At 58.7% G+C, this 23,723-nt stretch carries 23 protein-coding genes; 7 read left to right on the top strand and 16 right to left on the bottom strand.

Features of this window, described 5'->3' with window-relative positions; genetic code table 11:
- Positions 1-400: 400 nt before the first annotated feature.
- A complete protein-coding gene (locus NKI85_RS29850; protein WP_352526943.1) occupies positions 401-2,062 on the bottom strand; it encodes a DNA polymerase/3'-5' exonuclease PolX in 1,662 nt (553 codons plus the stop codon).
- A gap of 82 nt (positions 2,063-2,144) precedes the next feature.
- The gene (ligD, locus tag NKI85_RS29845; RefSeq protein ID WP_352779752.1) at positions 2,145-3,884 is read right to left on the bottom strand and encodes a DNA ligase D; all 1,740 of its coding nucleotides are present in this window, start codon (positions 3,882-3,884) and stop codon (positions 2,145-2,147) included.
- Between the two features lie 211 nt (positions 3,885-4,095).
- On the opposite strand from ligD, the gene NKI85_RS29840 reads away from it, so the two are divergent.
- Positions 4,096-4,341 (top strand): hypothetical protein, encoded by a 246-nt coding sequence (locus NKI85_RS29840; protein WP_352526833.1) that lies wholly within the window; start codon positions 4,096-4,098, stop codon positions 4,339-4,341.
- A gap of 8 nt (positions 4,342-4,349) precedes the next feature.
- The gene (locus NKI85_RS29835; protein ID WP_352526834.1) at positions 4,350-4,577 is read left to right on the top strand and encodes a hypothetical protein; all 228 of its coding nucleotides are present in this window, start codon (positions 4,350-4,352) and stop codon (positions 4,575-4,577) included.
- A gap of 139 nt (positions 4,578-4,716) precedes the next feature.
- On the opposite strand, the gene NKI85_RS29830 is transcribed toward NKI85_RS29835, so the two are convergent.
- The 12 genes from NKI85_RS29830 to NKI85_RS29775 all read right to left on the bottom strand — a co-directional run bounded on the left by NKI85_RS29830 (position 4,717) and on the right by NKI85_RS29775 (position 17,683).
- A complete protein-coding gene (locus NKI85_RS29830) occupies positions 4,717-6,867 on the bottom strand; it encodes a type IV secretory system conjugative DNA transfer family protein (protein ID WP_352526835.1) in 2,151 nt (716 codons plus the stop codon).
- Between the two features lie 12 nt (positions 6,868-6,879).
- The gene (virB11, locus tag NKI85_RS29825; protein ID WP_352526836.1) at positions 6,880-7,905 is read right to left on the bottom strand and encodes a P-type DNA transfer ATPase VirB11; all 1,026 of its coding nucleotides are present in this window, start codon (positions 7,903-7,905) and stop codon (positions 6,880-6,882) included.
- On the bottom strand, positions 7,902-9,365 hold the full coding sequence (gene virB10, locus NKI85_RS29820) for a type IV secretion system protein VirB10 (protein WP_352526837.1): 1,464 nt from the start codon (positions 9,363-9,365) through the stop codon (positions 7,902-7,904). The genes virB11 and virB10 overlap by 4 nt, the downstream gene beginning before the upstream one ends.
- Complete coding sequence (locus NKI85_RS29815; RefSeq protein WP_352526838.1) at positions 9,365-10,162, bottom strand: TrbG/VirB9 family P-type conjugative transfer protein; 798 nt, start codon at positions 10,160-10,162, stop codon at positions 9,365-9,367. The genes virB10 and NKI85_RS29815 overlap by 1 nt, the downstream gene beginning before the upstream one ends.
- Entirely contained in the window at positions 10,159-10,866 is a 708-nt protein-coding gene (locus NKI85_RS29810; protein ID WP_352779748.1) for a VirB8 family type IV secretion system protein, read from the bottom strand. Before NKI85_RS29810 ends, NKI85_RS29815 begins: the two co-directional genes overlap by 4 nt.
- A gap of 83 nt (positions 10,867-10,949) precedes the next feature.
- Entirely contained in the window at positions 10,950-11,993 is a 1,044-nt protein-coding gene (locus tag NKI85_RS29805) for a TrbL/VirB6 family protein (protein ID WP_352779747.1), read from the bottom strand.
- Positions 11,994-12,176: 183 nt separating this feature from the next.
- Positions 12,177-12,695, bottom strand: coding sequence for a type IV secretion system protein (locus tag NKI85_RS29800; RefSeq protein ID WP_352779745.1), 519 nt, complete (start codon positions 12,693-12,695; stop codon positions 12,177-12,179).
- A 224-nt stretch (positions 12,696-12,919) separates the two neighbouring features.
- The gene (locus tag NKI85_RS29795) at positions 12,920-14,074 is read right to left on the bottom strand and encodes a transglycosylase SLT domain-containing protein (RefSeq protein ID WP_352779743.1); all 1,155 of its coding nucleotides are present in this window, start codon (positions 14,072-14,074) and stop codon (positions 12,920-12,922) included.
- On the bottom strand, positions 14,058-16,460 hold the full coding sequence (locus NKI85_RS29790; protein ID WP_352779741.1) for a VirB4 family type IV secretion/conjugal transfer ATPase: 2,403 nt from the start codon (positions 16,458-16,460) through the stop codon (positions 14,058-14,060). The genes NKI85_RS29795 and NKI85_RS29790 overlap by 17 nt, the downstream gene beginning before the upstream one ends.
- Positions 16,457-16,750: a VirB3 family type IV secretion system protein gene (locus tag NKI85_RS29785; RefSeq protein WP_352526841.1), complete on the bottom strand. Its 294-nt coding sequence runs from the start codon at positions 16,748-16,750 to the stop codon at positions 16,457-16,459. Before NKI85_RS29785 ends, NKI85_RS29790 begins: the two co-directional genes overlap by 4 nt.
- Positions 16,751-16,753: 3 nt before the next feature.
- Positions 16,754-17,068 (bottom strand): TrbC/VirB2 family type IV secretion system protein, encoded by a 315-nt coding sequence (locus tag NKI85_RS29780; RefSeq protein WP_352526842.1) that lies wholly within the window; start codon positions 17,066-17,068, stop codon positions 16,754-16,756.
- A gap of 12 nt (positions 17,069-17,080) precedes the next feature.
- Complete coding sequence (locus tag NKI85_RS29775) at positions 17,081-17,683, bottom strand: lytic transglycosylase domain-containing protein (protein ID WP_352526843.1); 603 nt, start codon at positions 17,681-17,683, stop codon at positions 17,081-17,083.
- 129 nt (positions 17,684-17,812) lie between these two features.
- Here NKI85_RS29775 and NKI85_RS29770 point away from each other — a divergent pair, with 129 nt between their 5' ends.
- From NKI85_RS29770 to NKI85_RS29760, 3 genes are read left to right on the top strand one after another with little or no spacing between them, the layout of a single operon-like run.
- Positions 17,813-18,415: a hypothetical protein gene (locus tag NKI85_RS29770; RefSeq protein ID WP_352526844.1), complete on the top strand. Its 603-nt coding sequence runs from the start codon at positions 17,813-17,815 to the stop codon at positions 18,413-18,415.
- Positions 18,412-18,960 (top strand): thermonuclease family protein, encoded by a 549-nt coding sequence (locus tag NKI85_RS29765; RefSeq protein ID WP_352779738.1) that lies wholly within the window; start codon positions 18,412-18,414, stop codon positions 18,958-18,960. Before NKI85_RS29770 ends, NKI85_RS29765 begins: the two co-directional genes overlap by 4 nt.
- Positions 18,957-19,121 (top strand): hypothetical protein, encoded by a 165-nt coding sequence (locus tag NKI85_RS29760; protein WP_352526846.1) that lies wholly within the window; start codon positions 18,957-18,959, stop codon positions 19,119-19,121. Before NKI85_RS29765 ends, NKI85_RS29760 begins: the two co-directional genes overlap by 4 nt.
- Here NKI85_RS29760 and NKI85_RS29755 read toward each other — a convergent pair.
- Positions 19,118-19,462: a hypothetical protein gene (locus NKI85_RS29755; protein WP_352526847.1), complete on the bottom strand. Its 345-nt coding sequence runs from the start codon at positions 19,460-19,462 to the stop codon at positions 19,118-19,120. The genes NKI85_RS29760 and NKI85_RS29755 overlap by 4 nt on opposite strands.
- Positions 19,463-20,126: 664 nt before the next feature.
- Between NKI85_RS29755 and NKI85_RS29750 the strand changes: the two genes are divergently transcribed.
- Both NKI85_RS29750 and NKI85_RS29745 read left to right on the top strand, forming a co-directional pair.
- Complete coding sequence (locus NKI85_RS29750; RefSeq protein ID WP_352526848.1) at positions 20,127-21,734, top strand: RcgA family putative transporter; 1,608 nt, start codon at positions 20,127-20,129, stop codon at positions 21,732-21,734.
- Positions 21,724-22,749, top strand: a complete 1,026-nt coding sequence (locus tag NKI85_RS29745; protein WP_352779736.1) for an RcgR family putative quorum lactone hydrolase — start codon at positions 21,724-21,726, stop codon at positions 22,747-22,749. Before NKI85_RS29750 ends, NKI85_RS29745 begins: the two co-directional genes overlap by 11 nt.
- An 82-nt stretch (positions 22,750-22,831) precedes the next feature.
- On the opposite strand, the gene NKI85_RS29740 is transcribed toward NKI85_RS29745, so the two are convergent.
- Positions 22,832-23,347 (bottom strand): helix-turn-helix domain-containing protein, encoded by a 516-nt coding sequence (locus NKI85_RS29740; protein ID WP_352526850.1) that lies wholly within the window; start codon positions 23,345-23,347, stop codon positions 22,832-22,834.
- Positions 23,348-23,723 lie beyond the last annotated feature (376 nt).

The following is a 23,723-nucleotide window of genomic DNA, read 5'->3' as shown; positions in this document are numbered from 1 at the left end:
CATCATCAATGGCCATCCACAGAGCCAGATCGAGGAACTCATGCCCTGGCGATTCCGGAAAACATCAAGCCCAAACCCATAGGTGATCGGCCAGGCGCTTACGAAACTTCGCGGGCGGGCAAGGAACATCACCTTTCACGTGTTCGACCCGCAGCACGTGGAGGATGTGCTTGACCGCGACCTGGTGACGGTCTGGCGCGAACAGGACGCAGCGACAGCTGCAGAGAATAGGCGGCGAGCCGCGGGGAGGGCCGCTATGAAACGCGCTCAAAGAAGCGGTCGCGGAACTGCAGCTTCAGCTGGTTCTGGGCCCGATGAGAGCTCGCACTCCAGTTTGCGCGGCTGGGAAGATTTTGAGAATGACGGACTCCTGCGCTGATAGGCCGGGCGCACAAGCAGTTTAAGACGTTTGCCTGCGCCGTGCGAGATGCGCAAGGACGGCCGCCAAACGCATCGCGTTCAGGACCCGCTTCGCAGGGACACCGCCCTTGCGAGCCATCTCGACACCCCAATGCATGTGGTCGAGCTCGCGGATCGAATGTGCGTCCGGATTGATGCTGAAGATGCAGCCATGATCGAGTGCCTTTTGATGCCAGCGCCAGTCGAGGTCGAGTCGCCACGGATGTGCATTGATTTCGACAGCGACGCCGTGTTTCGCACACGCTTTGAGGACTTTGTCGACGTCGAGATCATAACCGGGCCGGCGCAACAGCTGGCGACCGGTCATGTGCCCGATGATTGTCGTCCGAGGATTTCCGATCGCTTCAATGATACGCTCCGTCTGCTCCTTCTTGGGCAAATTGAAGCGGCTGTGCACGCTCGCGACGACGAAATCGAACGTCTCCAAAATATCATCCGGGTAATCGAGCGAGCCATCCGCCAGGATGTCGGCCTCGATGCCCTTCAGTATGCGGAATTTTCCATTGTATGCCTTGTTCAGCCGGTCAGCTTCGCGGTGCTGTTCAGCAATCTCCTGCAACGAAAGGCCGCCTGCGTAGTGAGCGGACTGCGAATGATCGGCGACACCATAATATTCAAAACCGCGCTTGCGCGTGGCTTCAGCCATCGCCTCAAGCGTTTCGGTGCCATCGGATGCGGTCGTGTGAGAATGCAGGATGCCATGCAAATCTTCATCTCGAACGAGCGAAGGTAGCTTCTGCTTTGCTGCTCGCTCAATCTCGTCTCTGCCTTCGCGCAATTCAGGCTCGATAAACTGCAAGTCTAGAGCTTGGTAGATTTCCTCTTCCGTCGCTGACGCGATCAGCTTTCTCCCGCGATGAAGCCCGTCGGCGTTTAGAGTGAATCCTTTGTCGACCGCGAACGTCTTCAGTTGCTCAAGGTGATCTGCCGAACCGGTCGCTTCGAGCAGGCTCGCGCCAAAGTGCTTCCTGTCCGTGACAACAAGCCTGAGGGTCGTCTCCTCGACACCAGTCGATTTTCTGGCCTGCGCTACCAGAGCGAAGTCAGAAACGAGCTCGCAACCGCGCCGGAAGTCACCTGCAATTTCGACGCGCGAAAACTCTGGATGCTCTTGCTTCACCGATATCACCGCATGTTCGAGAAGGGCGGCGGCCTTGTGCAGGTGAAGTTGCGTTTCGCCGCTTCGCACGATGGCCAGGTTCTGCAGGAGCATTGTCTGGAGCGCGGCGCCGAGGCCTTTGACTTGGCGTATGCGGTCTTCTCTTGCTGCGGCCTCGAGCTCCGCCAGCGAGTTCACACCGAGCGCCTGATGAAGCTTCAGTATCTTATCAGGACGAAGCCCGGGTATGGCAAACAGCTCCATCACGCCCGCTGGAACATCCTCGCGCAGCTTCTCAAGGCTCGGGTGCGTGCCGGTTTGGTAAAGCTTGGTCACGATGTCTGCGATCGCGTCACCGATCCCCGGGATCTTGGTGAGGGCGCCGGCGGCGATGATCCGATCAAGCGGCTGCGACAGCGCCGTCAGACTGTCTGCCGCGCGCAAGTATGCCTTTATGCGATAGGGATTGTCGCCGCGCATAGACGCCCGTTGTGCGTATTCCTTCAAAAGACTGGCGACGGTCCTCGGATTGATTTTTGCCATGGCTTCAGCCAAACGAGGCCGATCTCCGCAGGTTCCAATCAGGCAAGGTCATGAGCGCCGCGTTGCCCTTTAAATCCCGACTTTACTGCCTCTTCCCGCGTCGGACGCTACAGATTGGGCAAGGATTGGTCAGCGCGACCCATCCAGCCAGAGCTTTGGAGGCTGCGCGTTTCTTTAATTCAGGAGCATCGCCCACGTGGAAATGAGAGGGCGCATCTATTGTCTTCATCTCCGCCCACGTGATCGGTGCCGCGACAGGAGCGCCCGGACGTGATCTTGCGCTGTAAGGCATGATCGCGGTCGCCCCGCGCTGATTGCGTAGATAGTCCACAAAGATGCGACCCTTGCGGCGCGCCTTTGACAACACGGCCGTGAAATGGGCCGGATCGCTTTGGGCGACCGCCTGCGCCAGGCGAGACGCGAAGTCCTTCACCTCTGGCCACTCGGCGCCAGGGGTGAGGGGCGCGATGACGTGCACTCCTTTGCCTCCCGTCAGCATCGGGAAAGTCGTAAGCCCCAGCGATTTAAGGATAGCGCGGAACTGAAAGGCAGCGGCGCGGACGGCCTCAAAATCGAGGCCTTCATCGGGGTCGAGGTCGAACACGAGGCGGTCGGCCTTTTCGACATCCTCGATCCGAGCCCCCCATCCATGCAGCTCGATCGTTCCCATCTGGACGCAAGTCATCAGTCCCTCGGCATCGTCGACATAGAGATATGGTTCCTCGTGCCCGTCTTTCTCCGTGATGCCGACGTGGTGGACTTTGTCGCCAAAGCTGCCGGCGTCGTGTTTTTGGAAGAAGCACTTCTTCGCGCGGCCCTGTGGGCATCGAACCAGACTGATCGGCCGGCTGCCAACCCAAGGCAGCATGATCGCCGCGACCGCTGCATAATGGTCGGCGAGCTGTCCCTTGGTGATGTTCGATTCCGGATAGATGACGCGGTCACGGTTACTTATCGCGATGGCGGTTGTCGCAGATGCGGCGAGATCGGCTGCATGACGTTCCGTCTCGAGCACGACCGCCTCCGGCTTCTTGTCTTCGCGAAGACCAAGATAGCTCGGATGTCGTAACGTCCCTTCATTTGTCATTTCGGTGAAGGCAATCTCAGCGACCAGTTTCGGAGGGAGCCAGTGTGCGCCGCGCACTTCGGCGCGTGGTGCGTCGACGGTCGCGGCCTTCTGCTCAAGCGGCGCCATAATCTTCAAGAGACGAAGAAGTTCAGCGCTATCGAAGCCGGTGCCGACTTTCCCGGCGTAACGCAGCTTGCCGCCGTCATGAACGCCAAGGATCAGGGACCGAAACGCGCGGACCTTGTCGGACGGCGTCCAGCCGACAATCACAAATTCCTGCCGCCTGATGCATTTGATCTTCAGCCAGCTTGCGCCGCGGGCAGCCACATAACTCGAATCCGCGAGCTTTGAGATGACGCCCTCAAGGCCGGCAGCGCAGAAGCGATCAAGCAGCTCTTCTCCGCGGCCGAGGATATGGTCGGAGTAACGAAGGACCGGATTTTTCGCAGGCAAGATCGCCTCCAGCTTCGCCTTGCGCTCAAGAAGAGGAAGCCTTGTCAGATCTTCGCCGTCGAGCTGCAGCAGATCGAACGCATAAAAGTCGATTGTCGCCGGGGCACCCTTCAATGCATTCTGAAGCGCCTGGAAGTTAGATCTTCCTTCCGCATCGACAACCACGGCCTCGCCGTCAATCAGGGCGGAGCGCACCTTGAGCTTGCGAGCCTCGGAGAGGATCGAGGGAAAACGGCTAGACCAGTCCAGACCAGATCGTGTGTAGGCTCGCGCCTCGCCACCGCCGACGGCAACGAGAATACGATAGCCGTCGTATTTACGCCAAGCGCGGCGAGATCACGATTATCGACCGCATTGGAATGATACAACTCACACATGGTGCTTACGGCGAGGAGGAGCAAAGTCACTTCGGCCTCGCCTCCGCCTGACTGTTCGGAATCGGACAAACCCTTGCAGGCTGCCGAATTGGTGCCATAAATCGTGTTGGTTTGGGTTTCAGGGAGGAGCTCACATGACCGACACTTTTCACACCGTCACGGTTGAAAGAGCCGCCGAAGCCTATGTGCTCTCTAGAGGCAAGGCCCACTTCCTCTCCATCGCACAGGCAATCCGCGCCATCCGAACGCTCATGCCGGCATGCAAGGCTACCGACCGGGACCTGGAGGAGTTAGTGGCGGCAGCATGCATCATTCACGGTGTGCCCGTCGCATTCGACTTTAAAACAGCCGTGGCCGCAGAACCACGGCTCCATTCATAGGGCCGGTGATGCCTGCGCTCGCGCAGACGCCTACCTTGTCGGACGTTCGCCAAGCGATTGTCCGCCACCTGATCGACAACATCGGCAGCCCGAGCATTTCGATATCCGAGGTTAGCACCACCGTGAGGAGAATGTTCCCGCTTTGCGAACTCACGGACTGGGAACTTGGCGATCTCATTGCGCGAAGCGCGATCGATGCGGGATTCGCGATTGAACCCGACGGGGTGGGTCTCTGAAACGCTTGTCGAGGTCCAGTATCGCCGACGTTTTCGCGCCGTATGATTGAGACTCCTCGGCACTGCCCGAAGAGCTGCCGTGACGTGTGCGACAAGGTCACGGTAGACAATGACCTCTCCGCCGCATCGGAATGCTAGCCTACCCATCGACTACATCAGGCAAAGTATCTTCGACGACGCTCAAATTCCTATCGAAATCCTCGATGTCGGATGCGTGGGCCCGGAGAGACCGCACCTTGTTCAGGATCGCCGCAACCGCCGCTTCTTTGTCGGGTGCTACGCGTGTTGTCGCCGCTTTGGCCGCCAAAGCGGGAAAGTCTATGGCGGCATAAGCTGGTACGACTGCAGCGTCGGTTGCTTTCGGCCGTTCTTTTGTGATTGCGTGCCGGCCCTGCGGCGGAGCTATACGGCCTGCTTTTGCGGCAAATGTCGCGCCGCGGCGCAGGCGGGTCTGCAAGAGGCCTGAGCGGTACGCAGGTGCTGTCGGCACAATCGTCGGGAGCGCAGGAGATGGAACCGACGCAGAAGCGTCCAATGCACGGCTTTTCGTGCGCGAAACCTCGATAGAGGCGGGCAGGGGCATGAACGCGCGTTTGGCGAGCTGACCGTCGGCGAAATAGAAATTGCGCGTGCCGCGGATTGGCAGTTCGCCACGCGGCAATATGATGACCTTGTTCTTGTCGAGCGTACGGATTTCATCTGGCCGCATCAGGGGCCGCCGCACTTCCTTGCGGTGCTCCGAGCGCGTGTAATAAGTGTCGAACAACGTTGCCTTGGTGCGCGTCACGTCCTTTTGCACGTCCGACGTTTCGCCGAGCTGCTCGGAAACGTAGCGCAGATCGTCCGCGTCCTGCGCACCGAAAAAGATCTGCACGCGAGCAGCGTTGATGAGCGTCTTGCGCCCTTCCTGGCGATAGATCTCGTCTACAGCCTTCAGCGACTGTACGAAAAACCACATGGAAACGCCGTTGCCGCCGAGCACGCTCGCCATTTCGGTCACGTTCTCGAGCTTGCCGAGGTTCTGGAACTCGTCGAGCAGCACAAGCACCGGATGCCCGCCCGGCTGCGGCAGACTTTCCGACATGAAGTTCATCATCTGCGTGATCAGGACGTTGAACAACGGTCCAAGCGACGTAATCTGCTCGCGCCGCACGTCGAGGTAGAGAGAAATCCGGTCACGCTTGAGCTTGCGAATATCGAACGTGCTGCGCGACGTAGCTCGCATCAGGCGCTCGTTGAGAAAGGGGGCCATGCCGGTCCGTACGCCGGCGTATATCCCGGAAAACTGCCGCTCAGACATCTCGAAATATGGCAGCAGGGTCTGCAGCGTAAAATGCGAGCATTCGCGGCGGCGTTCCTCGCGTAGCGAGCCGATGAACTCCAGGAGCGGCTGCTCGGCGCCGTTCATGATCTCGAGGATGGTGGCGAAGGTCTTCTTCTCGTTCGAGATCGCAGGCGATTCCATGACGAAGGACGCGATGCCGGTAAAAAGGAGGCGGGCGTCGTTGACCCAATAGGGATCTGCGTTGGATGGGGGCCGCGGAAACAGCGCCGCAGCGATGTTGCGAAGGTCGATGTCGCGCTGCGCCGAATCCAGTGAGATGAAGTCCATCGGATTGTAGCAGGCGGTATTGCCGTCGGGGTCTGCCGGCGCGAAACGCACCACACGGCTGATGGTTGAACGGTAACCAGCCGTCGCCACATAGGTCTCGCCCCGCAGGTCGAGAACCACGAGCGAATGCGGCCAGGTCAAAGCGTTCGGGATGATGAGAGAAGTGCCTTTGCCGGACCGCGGCGGCCCTATGACGAAGCCGCCGACATCATCGCCATCAATCCACAATTTCTTACCGCCGATCAGCTTGCGCTGCGTCAAACGGATCTTGCCGGAGCGCTGATCGCGGCTGGGCGAAAGAATTTCGGCAAGCCTGCCGCCGGCTCGACCGACGAAGACGCCGCCCACTTTCGTCAGGCCGGTTTTCGATACGTCGCTCATCGTCATGAAGCGAGAGTCATTGCGCTTTCTCGGACGCATGAGAAGCAAGCTGACCAGTGGCAAGAGAAACCCTAATGCTCCCGCCGCAACGGCGTATTGCACCCGGCCAAAATTCCCCGCCAGCGTGTCCGCCCAGGCCTGACGAACGACCGGCAAGGGATTGGCGTTCAGCTGGTCGAACAGGAAGAGGGAGCCAGTCCGGTACCAATCTGTCGCGGCATAGGCGACCGTGAAGACCAAGACGCCCAGGGCTATCGCCATGAGCACCATGAAAATTGCTGTTGCGATTCTCTGCATGGATGTGGCCCGCTAGATCGTCTCGGCCTTGGTGAACTTGATCTCACTGATGCCGCGCCGTCCGCCTTCGGTGCGGACCATCTGGACGACCACCGGAATGACCTCGCGCAGGTAGTCGAGGATTTCGCCTCGTGAGAGGCCCGAACTGCCCTGCATGACCATCAGCGCCAGCCGCTCGTAGGCGGACCGCGCGGAATTGGCATGAACGGTCGTGAGCGAACCCGGGTGGCCAGTGTTGATCGCCTGGAGGAACGCGAAGGTTTCAGCGCCGCGCAACTCGCCCAATAGCAGACGGTCGGGCCGCATGCGAAGCGAGGCCTCGAGCAGCTGTTGCGCGGAGACTTTGGCAAGGCCCTGGTCGCCCTTCGAGGCTATCAGCGTGACATTGTTGGGGGCCGGCAGCCTCAGTTCGCGGGTATCTTCGATAGTGATGATCCGTTCATGGGCCGGAATCTCCTTCAAGAGCGCATTCAAAAACGTCGTCTTGCCGGTGGATGTACCGCCTGAAACGACGATTGAGACCCGGTTGCGCACTGCATATTGCAGGAAGTCCATCGGCGACGTGTCGTGCAACATCTCGACAAGTCGCTTTTCTTCGGCCGACAGCGCCAGTCCGCTGCCCATCGCCGTGTTCTCGAATGCGCCGAGATCCTTGTAGGCAGCAAGGCTCATATCCATGATGACCTGCTTGCGGATCGAAATCGCCCCGCCTTCGGGGGCCGCGGGCGGCAAGATGCATTGGATGCGCTCGCCCGAAGGTAGAGCAGCCGACAGGATCGGCCTTTCTTCGTTGATAACCTGATTTGTCGCAGAGGCGACGCCAGTCGATATATGCCTAATCCAGCCTGGCGTGACCTCGCGCTTGACGACGTGCTCCATTTCCCTCGCGCCGAGGCGTTCGACGAACAATTCACCCGGCCTGTTGATCGCAATCTCGGAAACCGAATCGTCGTTCAAATAGGACCATATCGGTTCCAGATGAGCGCGCAGGACCGGGGCTCTCGCCCAAGGGTCGGGGAGGGGATGCACGGCATTCATTTCACCGGGCTCCCATAGCCGGAATAAAAATGATCCTTTGGCGTCGCGAGAAGAGGCGTCGGATCGATCGCCGTCTTCGGCCGCCCACCTGCCTTCAGGCGTGCAACTTCTTCCTGAACGGGATCAGCGTACAAATCCGAGAAATCGAGATCTCGCCGCACCAGCACGACGATCGATGTGCCTTGGTCAACGTAGACTGTCGGGCCAATGTTCTGCGTGTCGCGAAACGCCTCTTGCGCGAGTTGCTGCAAGGCGGTCGATGATTTGTCGAAGGCGATGCCGCGGGCGTCGCGCTGCGAACCATTGCCACCATAAGTCACGGTCGTGGTCTCGCCGGTCACGGGATCAATCGTCGACACCTGGCGCTGTTGTCCATCCTGACTGCTATCTCCAAGCGAGGACAGATATTCAGAGACACCGCCAACGACGGAAAGCATGATGGCGTTGCCGTACCGTTCAACCCAGTGTGTATCGACACGGCCGCCCATGCCGCCGCGGCCGAGCGCGTCTGCCCCGGGCGATTTGATATCGACGGAAATGCCGTCCGAGCGGATGACCCTGCTCCAGACGATGAAAACACGCTTCTGACCGCGCGCAAGCCCCGAGCGGTATTCCCCGGTCAGGCGCGAGCCCTTCGGAATGAGGATCCGCCTGCCGTCGAGCGAGAAGACATCCTCACGCACCACAGCGCGCACGGCGCCGGGAAGGTCGGTGTTAACAGCGGTTTCCAAATAGCCGCGAATGATCGTTCCCTCTGGGATTAACGCATCGGTGCGTCGAAAGACCCTGGCTTTGACAATGCCGGAAGAACTTGCCTCCGACTGCGCCAGGAATGCCTTGTTGGGATCACTGTCGGCGCCGGGGACCGGGACGATCTGACCGTCGGGCGCGATTTCGACCTGTGCCGCCTGGGCGCCGGCATCCGTCGAGCCGGTTTGATCATTCGTCACCATCTGGTTCGACCGCAGGCGTTCCCACACCGCTTTTTCGTGCTCGGCGGCCTCTGCCTTACGGCGGGCCTCGTCCTCAGCCGCGGCTTTGCGGCGGGCTTCTTCCGCCTCGGCCTTGCGGCGAGCCTCCTCGGCCGCCATTTGCGCCTCCAGCGCGCGCCGCTGCGCATCAAGATCCGCGCCCTCCTGCACCGTCTGATCGACATTATCGGCTTGTTGCGTGCCGCTCTGGTCGGCGGCCGGTGGCGGCACCACAATCTGGTCGATCGTGCCGTCGGCAGGTTGCGGCGGCTCGTTCAGCGCTGGCGGGCGGAACTCGGGCGGGTTGAAGTTTTCCTCGCCATCGCTGCGAATATCGCGCGATACCGGCTCCCTGGGCCAGTTCAGCCATATCAGCGCGCCTACCAGCACTACGCCGAGGCCGACCAGGGCGATCCTGGTACCCACGCCCGCACCACGGCGCGCGACCGTCGGGCTGCCGTCCAGTTGGTTATAATCGATCTGGGTCATCACCGCCCTCCGCTGGATCCGAACAGGGTGGAACCGCCTGTCAGTTTCGTTGGGCCATAGACTTGCTCTACCGGATCGATAGCGTTGGGTCGCGCGCGGTTGTAGAGACAGAGCGTCTTGCCATCGGCCCGCAAGGTGAATTGCCGTGCGACCTTGTCGATGACGGTGTATTTGCCCTGCGTGCGAACGTTGACCAGCGACTCCTGACGCTTGTCGTCGACAACGAAGATCGCCGGAATGTCACCCTTGAACTCCAGAAACACCTTGGTGCCGTCGTCGAATACGGTGCGCGGCTTCAAGCTGTCGTCGCCCTTGTAGGCGTAGTCGTAGTTGAGATCGGCATAGTTCAGGTCCTTCAAATCCGGATCGGCGGCGCTCTCCTTGGCCTGTGAGAGCAGGCGCGCGTTGATATCCTCGTCCGGGTATTTGAACCGGACCTGGAAGGATGCCCGGTCACGGCTATTGTCAGTGGCCTGCAGCAGCAAGGAATAGACGCGCCGGTTGGTGACCACGTTGACGTTGGTCCACGCATCGCGCTCCAGCGGCTTGACGAACAGAAACCGCGATCCGCGTTTGGGGATGATCGACCAGCCTTTCGTGTCGCCAGCCGACACGGTTTCGATGACTTCGGTCGGGCTGAGCTCGACCATCGTGGAAATACCAAGGGCGGCGCGCACCGACGTCACGTCGTCGTTGTTGAAGGTGACATATCGGATGCGGCCGTCGCGTGCGGCCGCGCCGTGCATGGTGCCGAGCAGAAGGGCGACCGACAGCGCGAGGCTTACGCGCCATCTCATTGCAGGCTCCCCGCGGTCGGCGCCGATTCCTGGTCGCGGCGGTAATCCGTAACCTGAAATCCCAACGGGTTGTCGAAACGCCATTCGTTCTTGAGCGGCGTTGAGGTGTAGCGGAATTTTATCACCGCCACCCAATTGTCGGCCGTGGACGAATTGTCCCGCCGCGTCGTCGTGGCAAAGCGCACCGAGGCTGTGTTGCGATTGAGCAGGGAAACTGACTTGATCTCGACCGAGACAGTGACATTGCGGCCAAAAATCTTGTCCAGCGATTGTGGATTTGCAGGCGTGAAAAGCCATGTCAAATCCTTGGACGCGGCGTCGGTCGAGTAGAGCTGTGCCAGGTCGTAATTCTGTTTCAGTTCACGCGAATCGTAGGTTTCCCGGGCACGAATGTAGCGCACCAGATTGGCCGCCGTGACGGCCTCGTTCTGGGATAAATCTCCAGGCTTCAGCGCGCGCATGATCTCGAGGTAGCCCGTCGATTTGTCGACCTCGACAACATACGGTTCGAACTGCCGGAGCGGCAGGATCAGCACGAGCGCCAGCAGCGACAGCACCGCAACCAGTCCCGAAATGCCGCTGACGATCCAGGCCAATGTACGCGATCGGCGCATTGACCTGTGCGTGTCGTCTTCCCAGGTCGCGCCTGCCCTGTAATAGCGCTTGTCGACGAGTTCGCGGCTGCTGGTAGCAGGTGTTTCCATTGAGATTGACACTTTAGAATTGCCTCGTTTGCGCGACGATCCCGATCCGATCGAGGGCCGCGATCGGTGATAGTTCTTGTGTTCTAGGCGAGAGGCCTGGAGTTATCGCGCGCACCTTGCTGGATGGCGGACCGGGTTGCGGCATCCGCCCTGGCTGCTCGCGAAGATCGAAAACTGTTTGTCGCGAGCTGCCGGGCGCCCCGAGCGGCGCGGCCCGCGGCCCATCGCGCGCCGGAATAGCGCACAGCGTTTCTGCCGAAGTTTCTATAAGGGTTGTATGCGCCCACAGTGCTGAGATACCCGCCGCCATTCAGGATCGAAGCAATCGAGGGTATCTGCATGAGAACGTAGATGCCGATGATCGTCACCAGCACCAAGGGCAGCACCAGCGACATCTTGCTGTCCATGGTTGCTCCACCGGACGTGGCGGTGTTCAGTGCCGCATTGACGAGGGAGAAGTAGAAACCGAGAAAGCCATAGATCAGGACTTGCTGGATCATCAGAAAGGTGGTCAGCGAAAGGAAGCCTTCGCTCATCCGTGAGGACCATCGGTAAAGCCAAAGAACGATCCATATCGGCGCCAGAGCGAGCGTGATGAACAACATCACCTTGGCGGCGATGATTGCGGCAATGGCAAGCGCTGCGAAGATGATGGCTGATAGCAGAACGAGCAGCGACAAGAGCGCGCCAAAAATATCATAGAAGGATCCGCTATAGACCTGATTGGCGACGTCCTGCGCCCCTTTGTAGAGATTGTCGATCAGCGCTGGAATTGCCGCCTGATCGCTGAGCTGGTTGCCGGTGGCTCGCGACACGGCGCCAACGATCACCTTACCGACCTCATCTGGAATGCTTTGAACAAGCTGGTAAATCGTTGCCGAAAATGTGCCCCATCCGGTCAGCAGCAGATAGATGATGACGGCGCGGCCGAGGCGATAGGCCGCTTCGATTGGCGAAATCGACTCACGCCCACTCAGGATCGAATAGCCCCACCACACGATATAAAGGGTCAGCATCAGGGTGAAGACGTTGCCCATCGCATTGCCCAACTGCATATAGACGGTGCGAACGAAGTCCTCGCCAATGTTGTCAATGCCACCGAGGATGCTTGCGGCGAGACCGTTCATGGATCCTCGTCAATGATGCTGGCGAACGGCGTTGAATTGACCGGCTTCAGCGCGCCGCATTCGTCGGCGTGAGCATACGCCGAAGGCCCGCACGGCGCTTTCTGTTCGCGATTTGCGCATCCAAAAAGCCCCGCGCCGAGCCCAATCACAACGCATATGCGCAGGACTCGCCTCGACAAGCGCTCAGCCTCCGCTCTTGCCGAATTCCGCGAAAGGATTGACGGTGCGCGGTGTCATCATCTTCTGCACCTGGCTCTGGCGAAGAAGATCTCCCTTCAGCTTCTCATTCAAGGCCGCGACCGCGCCGTTCTGGACGCCGATCAGTTCGTTGACGGCGCGCGCGTTTTCCAGCTGCATTCGTGTGTTCTGGTCCACCGAACCCTTGACGTCCTGCGACTGCCCGATCTGCCCACTCGCGGACTGCAATGACTGTTGGCGCTGGGTGACGCCCTGCGAGGCCTGCGAAGTCAATGCGCTTAGCAGCGAGGCCACGTTGACGCTGCCGCCATAGGCTGTATTGACGGCACTGGTCTCTTTGCCGGCAATCTGCTGGAGCTGCTTGACCAGCTGGAGCCCATTGATGACGGCGCCGGCGATTTTCTGGATTTCGGGCGAAAGGCCGCCAAACGAAAGAGCCCCGCCGTTCAGGATCGATCCGAACGACGGCGCCTGGGCAATCGACATATTGCCGCCAAGGCCCATCTGTCCGATCCCGAGCGAACCGTCGCGACTGCCGCTGAGAGCCTGCAGAATCTCCTCGCTCTTTTCAGAATATCCTTATTGGAGTCCATGATGGAGTTGGTGTTGTCCGCGTTCTTGCGGGCGACATCGAGATTGGCGCCATCAATGACCGCAATCTGTGCAAAGGCAGCGCTGGTCCAAAGCGCCATGCCGGCAGCAATCGCGAATTTCTTCATGTCAGCCTCCTATTGCTGTAGAGAATTGATGACGCTGGCGGCGCCAGCAGGATCGGTGGTGATGATCACCGAGCGGCTATCGGCTGAGCTTGCCCCGGCGTTCTCACGTGCACATGGTGACCACCGGCCGCGATCGATCTTCAACCGTCCCAGTTCCGCGGGATCACAAGAGAACGGGTTTGGAGAGCCGCTCTTCGGCTGTTGCACCAGCTTGGCCGACTGCGACGCCTGAACGTTCTGCAACGACAGAAGTTGGGCCAGCAACGCCGTGAAATCCCCCGCCTGGGCGAGGTACTGGTTGGTGACATCGGCGTTGATCCCACGAGCCGACGAGTTCAGCTCCCAGGCGTCCTTGTATTCGGTCACCTGGCCAACGTTGCCCGCCAGCGCGTCGATTGCCGCGCCGTTGGCGCCGATCTGCGATGAGCTTGCTAGGCCGCCAGCCGCCTTCCTCACCGTGCCCATGGCCGCGTCCTGAGCCGTGCCGCCTGCGCCGTCGGCCGTTACGATCGAGAATGGCGGCGGGGCGGCGGCCGGAGCCTTGCCGCTCGACACGTAGTCGTTGAAGTAGCTGTTCCAACGGCCGACGCCGCCGGCCCATTGGTTCTGCTCGCCAGCGTTCGATCCGTTGTAGAAGGAGGCGAGACAGCTGTAATTCGTCGCCCCGCATTGCTTCACGCCCATTCCGAGGTATTTGACACCGCCTTCGACATTTTCCTCGTTCACGTCGCGGTCCAGTCCCATGGACTTGCCGGTGCCCTTGGTCAGCTGCATGACGCCTTTGACGCCGGTGTGGCTCCCGGCGCATGTGTCGAAGCGCGATTCCTGATAGGCAACGGACAGTGCCAGGCCTTCGGGCACACCGTACTTTTGCGCATAATAGCGGATCATCTTCACGTTGCCCGCGTCGCGCTGCAACGCTTCGGCAGGCGACCGGCGAAACATCTGTGAGCGGTATTTGTTCGAATAGGTGCAGACGACGCTTTTCTTCTTGTCGGTTTCGTCCCTCTTGGCCTCATCCGACTTCGTGCTGTGCTGCTCGTCCTCTTGCCGCCTGTCGAGGTTCTGCCCGTCGATCACCGCGATCTGAGCGACAGCCCCGCTCATGCTTTCCGCCGTCGCGAGAGCCACGGCCAGACAAGCGCTGCTAAGCCGCTTCGTCATGCTCGTTCTCCCATCCGCAGAAGTATGGCAGCCACGCCTCCGGCTCGTCGCCGAAGGCTTCCCGGAGCCGTGCGCATTCCTTGCTGTTGGCTTCGTTCGAGGACAAAACCTTGATCAGATCGGGCATCGCCGACAAATCGAGCTTGGCGACGATCGAGTCGCTGTCGTGCTTGACGAGGAAGGTGCGTGTTTCCTTCGCGGTCCGGCGCACGAATTCGAATTCCTTCGCTGTCAGCGAGAAGCGCTCCATGTAGGATTCCTTGCTCGCCTTCGGGTTGGGGAAGAAAATGTTGGTCTTCGTTTGCTCGATCAGCGACGACGATATGGAAGAATTGACGACGTCTTCCGCCGTCTGCGTGCCGAAGCCGACGACGCCGTTGCGGCGACGAATGGTCTTCAGCGTCTCATTGATGAAAGCAGCGAAAACCTCGTCGTCCAACAGCTTCCAGCCTTCATCGAGGAAGAGCATGATCGGCGAGCCGTCGATGACGTCCTCAAGACGATGGAAAATGTAGAGCAACGCCGCCGAACGCAGCTTTCGGTCACTCAGGATCTTGGTCATATCGAACCCGACAACAGGTTTCGAGAAATCGACCAGATCGACGGGATTGTTGAAAAGCCAGCCCTTGTCCTTCGGGTCGAGCCAGGGCTGTATCCGCGCGGCCAGATCGTTCATGCCAGGCATGAGCGACCCCCGCAGCACTTCCGGCAGCAGGTCGAAGGTACGCTGTTCGCGCGGAATCTTGTAGATCATGTCGACGGCGGCGTTGATGACGCGCATCTCCGCCACATCCAGCGCGCCGCCTTCCGGCGTCAGAATGTAGATGAGCAAATCTTCCAGGAAGGACCGGTTTTCTGCCGTGTCCTCGGTCTGCAATGGCGCGAAGCCGGTCGGCTGGGAAGGCTCCATCACCTCGTAGCGACCGCCGAGCGCCCGAACGAAAATTTCAGCACCGCGCATATAGTCGAAATACACACATCGCGGCCTTGGCATGATGCGCATGGCCTGCGCCATCAGGAAGGACAGCACCACGGTCTTGCCCGAGCCAGTCGGGCCAAACACCGTGAAGTGACCGACATCGTGAACGTGGAAATTGAAGTAGTAGGCCGTCTGGCTGGTCGTTTCGAGCAAAGCGATGGGCCGTTTCCAATGCAGCCGCTCATGTTGGCCGGAGGGGAAATTGTGTCCTGAAAAAAGGCCCGCGAAATTGAGGGACGAGATCAACGCACGTCGCGCGATGTAGCTGAAATTTCCCGGCAACTGCGCCCAAAAGGCGAGTTCCGTGTTCAGTGTCTCGCGGACCGGCACGATCGACATGCGCGAAAGCTCGGCCGTGATATCGGATAGCGCACGGTTGAGACCAGCCATGTCCGACGCCAACGCCATGACGCTCATATGATGTTGTCCGAAGACGACTTCGCCACCGGCCAGCTTGTCGGCGCCATCGTGGACGGACTCCTCGACCGTCGTGCCCGCCTCGTCGGAGCCCTCAACCTGGTTCGCGATGGTGTTGATCCTGCGCATCGCCGTTACACGGTCTTCGATCGCGAAACTTTGCGTCAGGACAAACTCATGCGGCAGGCGCAAGAGACCGTCCAATGAGCCCGGCGCGGTGAAGGGTGGGTATTCCTTGATCGACACGATGGCGCCGAGCTTGCCAGCGTCCGGTCCGCGAAATTCCAGCGCGGACTTGCCGAAGAACAGCTGTCGTGTCGCCAGCACATCGCCAAGGCTCATGCGCGGCAAAGGCATTTCCACGTCGACGCCGCCGGCGAGGATCTTCGCCAGAAATTCAGCCGGCTCGGAAAAGAAGCTGTCGCGGCGCTTCACGACACCGAGAAGACGCGCACCATAAGCGCTAAAATCCTTGGCGACGCCGTCGAGAACGTCACGCAATTCGACTATTGCCTCTTCGCGGGTTTCTTCGCCTGCGGTACTGATGCGGAACGCATTGAGCGCCTTGTCCACCCAGCCGACGCGGCCGACCATCGGTCGGCGTATGACCGTCAGATACGCTTCGTTGACGAAAAGGTTTTTCGCCGCAAGCTCATCCATGTAGCGGGCGTCGAGCTCGGCCACGAAAGGATTGTCAAAGTCGCCTTCGATCTCCGGCGTCACGTGACGGCGGATGATCGTCGTGTAGACCGCAAAGCGAGAGGTCGAGAGATTGCGGAATGTCGTGTTGCGGTTGAACATACGGCTGTTCAACTCGGCCTGGTCCATCGTCTGGAAGGGCAGTCCACTGAGCTGGATGACGCCGACCAGAAAGCCACTCTTCGTCACGACTAAATTGTCATCGACATGGCGAAGGTAGGGGATGTGCATCGCCGCGGGCTTTTCACGCCGCCGCTCACGGCCAAATTTCAGGTCGGCATCGAGGCTCATGGCGAATAGCTCCTCGCGCCCCAGAAAGTAAGGTTCGCCACCGCTCCGCGTTTGGAGACGCGCCGCTCGAAAATGTGGAACATGTAGGGGTCACGCTGGCACAGATATGCGCTAACAAGATGCACCATGCCGAACACGCCAAGGCCGAGCATGAAGCTGCTGGTGGCAATAAAGCCGATAACCGCCAGGATGCCGTTCAGAGCAAAAACCTCATAGCGCACTCCCCATTTCATCGGGGGACGTGTCAGTGGCAGGCTGACCGGCTCGACATAGACCTCCTCGTCGTCCATGTCTCAGCTGCCTCCGGCGGTCGCGCGAACCGCATCCACAAGCTGGGCGGCGCCGAAGATCAAAGCGATGCCGATGATGATGGAGAAAGCCATCATCCACGCCAGTCGGCCCGTCATGGCGAGGAAGCCGAGAAAACAGACGGCGATGATGGCGAATGAGCGCGCTATGTCGCCCTGCAGAACTCCGACGAACCACTGGAGCACATTTTCAACCGGTGACGCCGACTGGGCATACGCAGTGGCCGGCGCGAGAGCTATTCCGACCGCTGAGGCCAAGGCCAGTTTCAGGGCAAATCTGCCCGCTTTCCTGTATTCCACCCTTGGCTCCTTTCAGTTGTCAAAATCCATGACATGACCATCCTGCCAAGCGTCCTCGCTTGCTGGCGGAACGGCCGCGAGCGTCTCGGATTTGGTCAGAGCGGACTTCTTCACCACACCGCCGAACTTCCAGCGGTTCAGTATTTTCACGATGTATTCAGCCGTCTCCGGATTCACCGGAATGCCCTGCGCCTTATAGACGTTGTTGGGCCCGGCGTTGTAAGCCGCCAGCATCAGCAGCGGATCCTGGAATTCGTCATAGAGTGACTTCAGATAGCGAAGGCCGGCCCGGACATTTGCCTCTCTATCGCAACGGTCGCTCACGCCGAGATCGGCCGCCGTGCCCGGCATCAACTGCATGATCCCCAAGGCTCCGGCCTTCGACGGACCCTGACTGGCGCCGAGATCGCTTTCGGCCCATGCAACCGCCTCGGCCAGATCGGCGTCGAACCCTTCGTCTTGCGCGATTGAACGCACAAGTCGCGAGACCTCAGCACGATTTCCGGTGGTACACGCCGCCGGCCTTTGCGCCGCGATGGCTTCTGCCGGCGTTGCAAAGGCAACTGCTACGCGGTCTGATGCCAGTTCCTGGCCGTGCGCTTTGAACGGCATCATGGCGCCACACAGGGTGAGCAGGAGAGCGAATCGAGCGTTCATAGTGTCGCCAAAATTTAACACTTTACTATGGCTACACTCAGCCCTAGTAAAGTGTCAACACGATATCGATCGCAGGGACGGATTTCGATGAAACAGATGGCTCTTTGCACGGTTTTGCTGCTCCAGGGTGCCGTGGCTTATGCTGCCGGGGCCGACGCCCCAAATGCCTTCGCGCAACCCTCGGAGCACTACCTGCTCCAATTTGCGAAGCCGGGCGAGAAGGTGTTCGTCTATGAGCGCTACGATGCGAAAGGCGCGCTCTTTCAGCGCGATGCGGCGATCCTCATCTCGCCGGTCAAGGTGCCGTCGGCGACCGAGCGCGTCGTCAACGGGGTGACATACCGGCTGCGCGGCCTTGCGGCCTGCCCAAAACCGAAGATTACGTACAAGACGCAGCAATGGGACTGCACGAAAGCCGCGCAGGACTATGAAGAGGCAATCTACAACGTTCGTGCATCTGTCGTGCTTTGCAAAACACTTGTTCTGCAAAGCAGGAAGGGTGAACCCGACGCTGTGTCGTGTTTCTCTCTCGTCGGTGCGGGAAATGCGAACGACCCGTACAATGTCGCCTACGACGATGACGAAATGGTTTTCTTAGACATGGCGGCGATCGGACGCAACAAGGATGGCAAGTCGCTGCGGCCCGATCTCGAGCATTCCGCCGACCTCGGTGGACAGTTCCAGGAATGAAGCGGGCGAGCTTCGCAGTGCTGGCGGCATTTGGTTTGTGTGCATCGGCACAGGCTCAGGATGCATCGGAGTCTGCCGTGCCAACGCCCTTCGCGGTGTCGAAATCAGCTCAACTGTTGACCGGAGATACCTGGCGTGACGGAGAGCACCTTTTCCGCCTCTATGGCGTCCAGTCATGTCTTCGAGGCACATCAGCTGAAGAGCCAAATGGGAACAAAATGGATTGCGGGAACACCTCGCTGGCGCACCTTGCTGCGCTATTGGATAGCGCGGCGGTTACATGCCAGCCAATCGGCTACGCCCGGGACAAGGCGGTTTTCGTCGTGTGCGGTGCGCAGCTGAATGGCGAAACAATCGACGTGGGCACAGCGCTCATAGCGACCGGATACGCGTTTGCCGCAACGACAGCGAAGGGCAAAGCCGTCAATGAGAACTACCTCGTCGCGGAAATCAACGCTAAGATGAAACGTGCAGGTTTGTGGGGCACGACGTTTGAGCATCCTGTTCAGTTGCTGCTAAATAAGGGGTCGGAGAGACAACAATGAAGCACGACGATGAGGCGCACAAATATTACTATCCCGTGGAAGGACGCGGTGACGGCGCTATTGGCGGAGCCGCTGCGTTCATAGTGATCATATTGGTGCCGGCGGGGCTCTATGCGGCCTGGAATACCGTGGCCTCATGGATTTCAGCGCTCTTCTCCTAGGACTGCAGTTTCGTGAAAGAACCGAGCAACGCGCGCAAATCGTCGACATCAATCTCGCACCAGCCTTGCCCCAACAACCGCCGAAAATAAGCTGCCTTCATTTTCATTTCTGCGATAGTGGTTACCCGGGCAATGGCAGCACGCCTTCGCAGTGCGGCTTCCTCCGCCATGACCGCGTCCAGCCTCTGACCCAGCAAGATCGCGTCCGTACCCTCGGCCTCCATCGCTCGCTTGCCCAAACGTTCAAGCTCAGCAATGCTCCGACGATGTTCCGCAATCAGTTTCGCGACGCCTTCAGCCGCTACCACCTGTCCATTGCTACAGACCAATTGAATAGACATCGACCGGCTCCACGTAACTTATACCTGGGGAGGCGAGAAAATAGAGATGGGTTCATTCCTCTGCATCTCGGGCTCCCGAAGCCCTGGCTTCCCTTGCTTCTCGCTCATGCGGGCACACTCCGCCCCTGCCACCAGACAAAACGTTTCAGATTGTACGCCGAAATTGCCCATGCCGATTTTAGCCTTGGCGCGGGCGCGACCAGCCGATGGTGCGAATGGACAGTCCCATGCGGTCCTTCTGCCCAGCGAAAGAATGCTCGACACGGGCGCGGGTTCGGGAGCATGTCCGGTTGCCGTGCTATATTCTTCGGCATCGGCCTCCCTTCGGCATAGTGCTTGCCAGCAACCCGCGGCGACCCTGTCGCCGGCATCCAGAAGATCATGGAACCGCCCGAAGGTGCGCCGGTCCATAATAACATCATGACCGCATCGTAAGGTGGGCGCCCGCCCTGCGCCCGATCCGGGCAGTTCAGTGCCTTGGCCGGCGGTTTGCGAGACATCTCCCACGCAACGCTCGTGTTCAGCCTCTCCAGCGGGTCGCCCGTCATTCGATCTTCTCCCGTGCCGGACAAAAAATCGAGTTGACAAAAACGTTGATTGAGGACGAAGGCACGATAGGATACGAAGCCTAGCGAAATGGGACGAAACTAGAGCCTGTAAGTCATTGTTTAGGAATGGAAAGTTATTTCTCCCTCCGCCGAGAGACGGGAGTGATTTCAAAGAATTATTCAAACGACTGGCCGCGGCGGGTGCGGGTCGGCCTTTGGGCAAAGACGGGTTTCCTGCAGGCCCATGGACGCCCGAGCTTCTCGCAGAGGCGATTTCACAGATTGATTCCAACCAGGTTGGGGTCGATCTGCGAACGGTGCAGCTTTGGTTTCAAGAGAACGAGAAGGGAATTAGCACTGCCAACATTCGTTGGCTGGCGAGGATTTTTGGATGTGATGATCCGGTCGCAACTAGCGAATGGCAGATGGAGCTTAGTGCGGCGCAATCGCGGCTATCGGCCAAGAGACGAGAATGGAAGAGAGCTGGAAGCAGCGTTGCACAGGAGATTCCAGATGCGGCACTGACCGCGACCTTCGAGACAGACTCCCCGGCAGCGCTGACACCGGATACTGACGCCAAGGGGCCGAGGCGGCGTTTTAGTTTGGCGAGGACATCGGAGGCGTTTTTTAGTTACGGATCTCCCCTGAATTTACCGGCGTCGGTATTTGCTGGCATGACCGCCCTCGGCTTTTTGTCGTACATCATTGGTATCCACAACGTAACCTACGAGCGAACGGACGGACTCGTTAAGCAGGTTGGATTCCTTTGGGCCGCAAATTGGACACTAGATTTTATGGTGTTCTTACCGCTGTTTTTCTTCTTCGTTATAGAGTTGCTGGTCTTCTGGAAAAGTGAGGGGCGCAGAAAGCTCTCAGCGCAAGGCGGTGAGGTGGAAAGCGACGACGCCTGGCTGCGCAACGTTGACGCTTCCTCGTACACATATTGGTCGGTTTTTTTGATTTGCTTGCTGTTCGCGGGTCTTTTTCAATGGATCGGCGTGTCCCTGATCCCGTTGATGAAGGGCGGTGGCAACTATGCTGTGGATTGGGGGAAAATAGCTCTTGTGCGTCCTGAGGTCATATCTGTCCCCGAAACAGTCGTTTTTACGGGCCTCGCTTACCTATACATGTGCCTGGTGTTTTATCTTTTCTTCGCAGGTCTCATTTTGGTCTACACGGTTGTTCATGATCTTTGGAAAATCGGAGACGGATTGAAGAAGCTCTCATATGTTGATCATCAGCAAGAGCTCAATGAAGTCGGCCTCACAGTGATGCGTGGGGTTTTTCGGTGTACAGTTTTGGGGGTTCTGGTCGCCACATGGATGAAGGTCCAAAGCTCTTATCTGGCGTCCAGTGGTGAGAATATTGTGGCGTGGTTGGTCGGCGATATGTCTTCGATGTTCCAAGGTCGCGATCATGTGAGCGCCGGGTTCCGCTATCGTATGCCGACGCATTACAGCAGCCTTCTTATCGTTATTTCGACCTGTTTTGTATTTCTGTATGGCTCCATCCGATTAGGTGTCGGAGGTCGATTTCATGCGCCTTTGTGGAAGATGTCGGCGGTCGTGACGTTACTTGTTGTCAGCTACTTGTTGATCGACGCGTTTGCCGGCTTTTCGACCCTTCTGGCCATTTCAGTGCTAGTCGCACTATACGGCATCTTCGATCCAGGGTTGGGGCGATGGCGAGGGAGTAAGTTAGGAAACAATCAGAGTGTATCATAGTTGGCTTGATCGTTGGGACGAACGCCGGGCCCTTCGCGGTGAGGAAGGGAAGAAACCAACGGATTTCGTCCTTGACACGGAACGCGCCTTTCCAGGTGCGAAGAAGATGACAAGTATCGAGGACTTCTGTGCGCTTGCGGACCAAGCCGTAGTTGATCCAGCCTTTTTCGATGAACTAAGCGTGAGTGATCAGGGTTTTGAAAAGCTAGATGGGGGGCTCAAATTTCCATCGGACATTTCTACGGATATCGAACAAAATAATGTCGTCTCAGCGAAAATCACAGAAAGCGGGGCGTTCGATCAGGCGATGGTGATTTTTCACCATTGGAATGCAAGCGCTCGGAATCGTCAGATTGCCAACTTTTTCTCGCAGCGTGGCATCACGGTTGTCGAGATTGCTATGCCTTATCACTTAGAACGCAGCCGTCCCGGCTCCGTGCACGCCGATTATATGCTTAGCCCTAATCTCGGTCGAACGATCCAATCTGTAAGGCAGGCAGTGTTGGATGGGCGAAAACTCATACGTTGGTTGAAAAGCGAAGGCTATCGAGAAATTGCGGTTCTCGGTATGAGCTTAGGCTCGTGGGTTGCGGGGCTGGTCGCGGCGCACGACTCGGCTGTGTCAAAAGCCTCGCTGTTTCTGACGGCGGGGAGTCTAGCGGATATGGTTTGGACGGGTCGCGCGACACGACTGATACGTGATAGCCTTGAGCCTGAGATTGAGCTGACCGATCTCAGAAGGGCCTGGGGTCCGCTTAACTTGGAGAATTACGAACTTTGTTTGGCACGGCCTGATCTCGATCTTCACGTTGTGTTGGCTAAGAGAGACAAAGTGGTGTTGTCAGAACTATCGGAGAGATTCATACGGAGGCTGAAGAATGCCGGTGCTAGGCCAAGTATTTTGGAATTAAACTGTGGTCATTATTCGCTCGCCATGCCGCCTTACATTTTGTGGGCCGGGTTGAGCTTGAAGCGGTTTCTGTCGTGTGCTGACAAGTCGGCCCGGCGAGCATGAGTGTGGCGTTGGCCGGTCAGTTCACCAGAAAATTCCCTGTTAGGCGTGCCTGGGCGTCCGGTTGCAGCCAATAACACGTAGATCAGGTTGGCGGGACCTTATCCCAAAATAGGAACGTCCGTGGATCAAGCTTCAACGCCTTGGCGATCGCGGCAATCGTGTCCACGCTGATGTTGCCGCTCGCGCGCTCCAGTTTCATGAATGTCGCCTCCGCCACGCCGATCAGCTTCGCCATCTCATAGCGGAGCATATTGCGTCGTTGCCGCTCCATGTCGATGATGCGTGCAAGGCGCTTGCGGATCGCAGTTTCGTCCAGCTGATGAGCCCATTCCGGAACTTTCTTACCGCCGGAGAGCAGTTCTGCGACAGACACTTGCAGGCCGTTTGCCATGATCTGCAGCGTCGTCAATGTGACATTATTTTTCTGCCGAACGGTCTGGATGTAAGTTCGGTAAGCGAGCCCTTCGCCTTCAGGGGTGCGGAACAGCTCGGCCATGTGCATATGGGATAGGCCACGCTTGGCTCTCTGCCGCTCCAGCACGGTCGCAATGTTGACGCGCAAGGGGTTGTCGACCGCGCCCGCATCGTCTCGTTTCATAAATCGATGTAATCGCACAAACCTGCCTTTTTGATTTGTCCTTTTTCGAGCGAGTGATCCATAGTAAAGTGTCAAAATCGCAACGAGGAAAAGGCTATGACCATGCTGAAACATTTCTTGGTGAGTGCCGCCGCCGTCGCGGGCGCCGCGGCTCTCCCATCCCAATCACAGGCATCGGAATGGGGCTGTCAGGTGCTCCTCTGTCTGTCCGGTGATTGGCAGGCACTCCTTCTTGCCACCCGCCAATCTACAAGTTGATTGCGGCGATGGAAGCCCCGGGTTTTAACTGGCCGACCTGTCCGCAAGCCAACTCCAGCGCCGCGAAATTTGAGAAGTATGAGGATTGTCCGCTTGGCTGGCAAGCAGTTGGTGCCAA

The sequence above is a fragment of the Mesorhizobium sp. M0571 genome (assembly GCF_040320985.1).
Taxonomy (GTDB): Bacteria; Pseudomonadota; Alphaproteobacteria; order Rhizobiales; family Rhizobiaceae; genus Mesorhizobium.
Note: the sequence above shows the minus strand (reverse complement) of the source record. Positions and strands in the feature narration are given on the sequence as shown.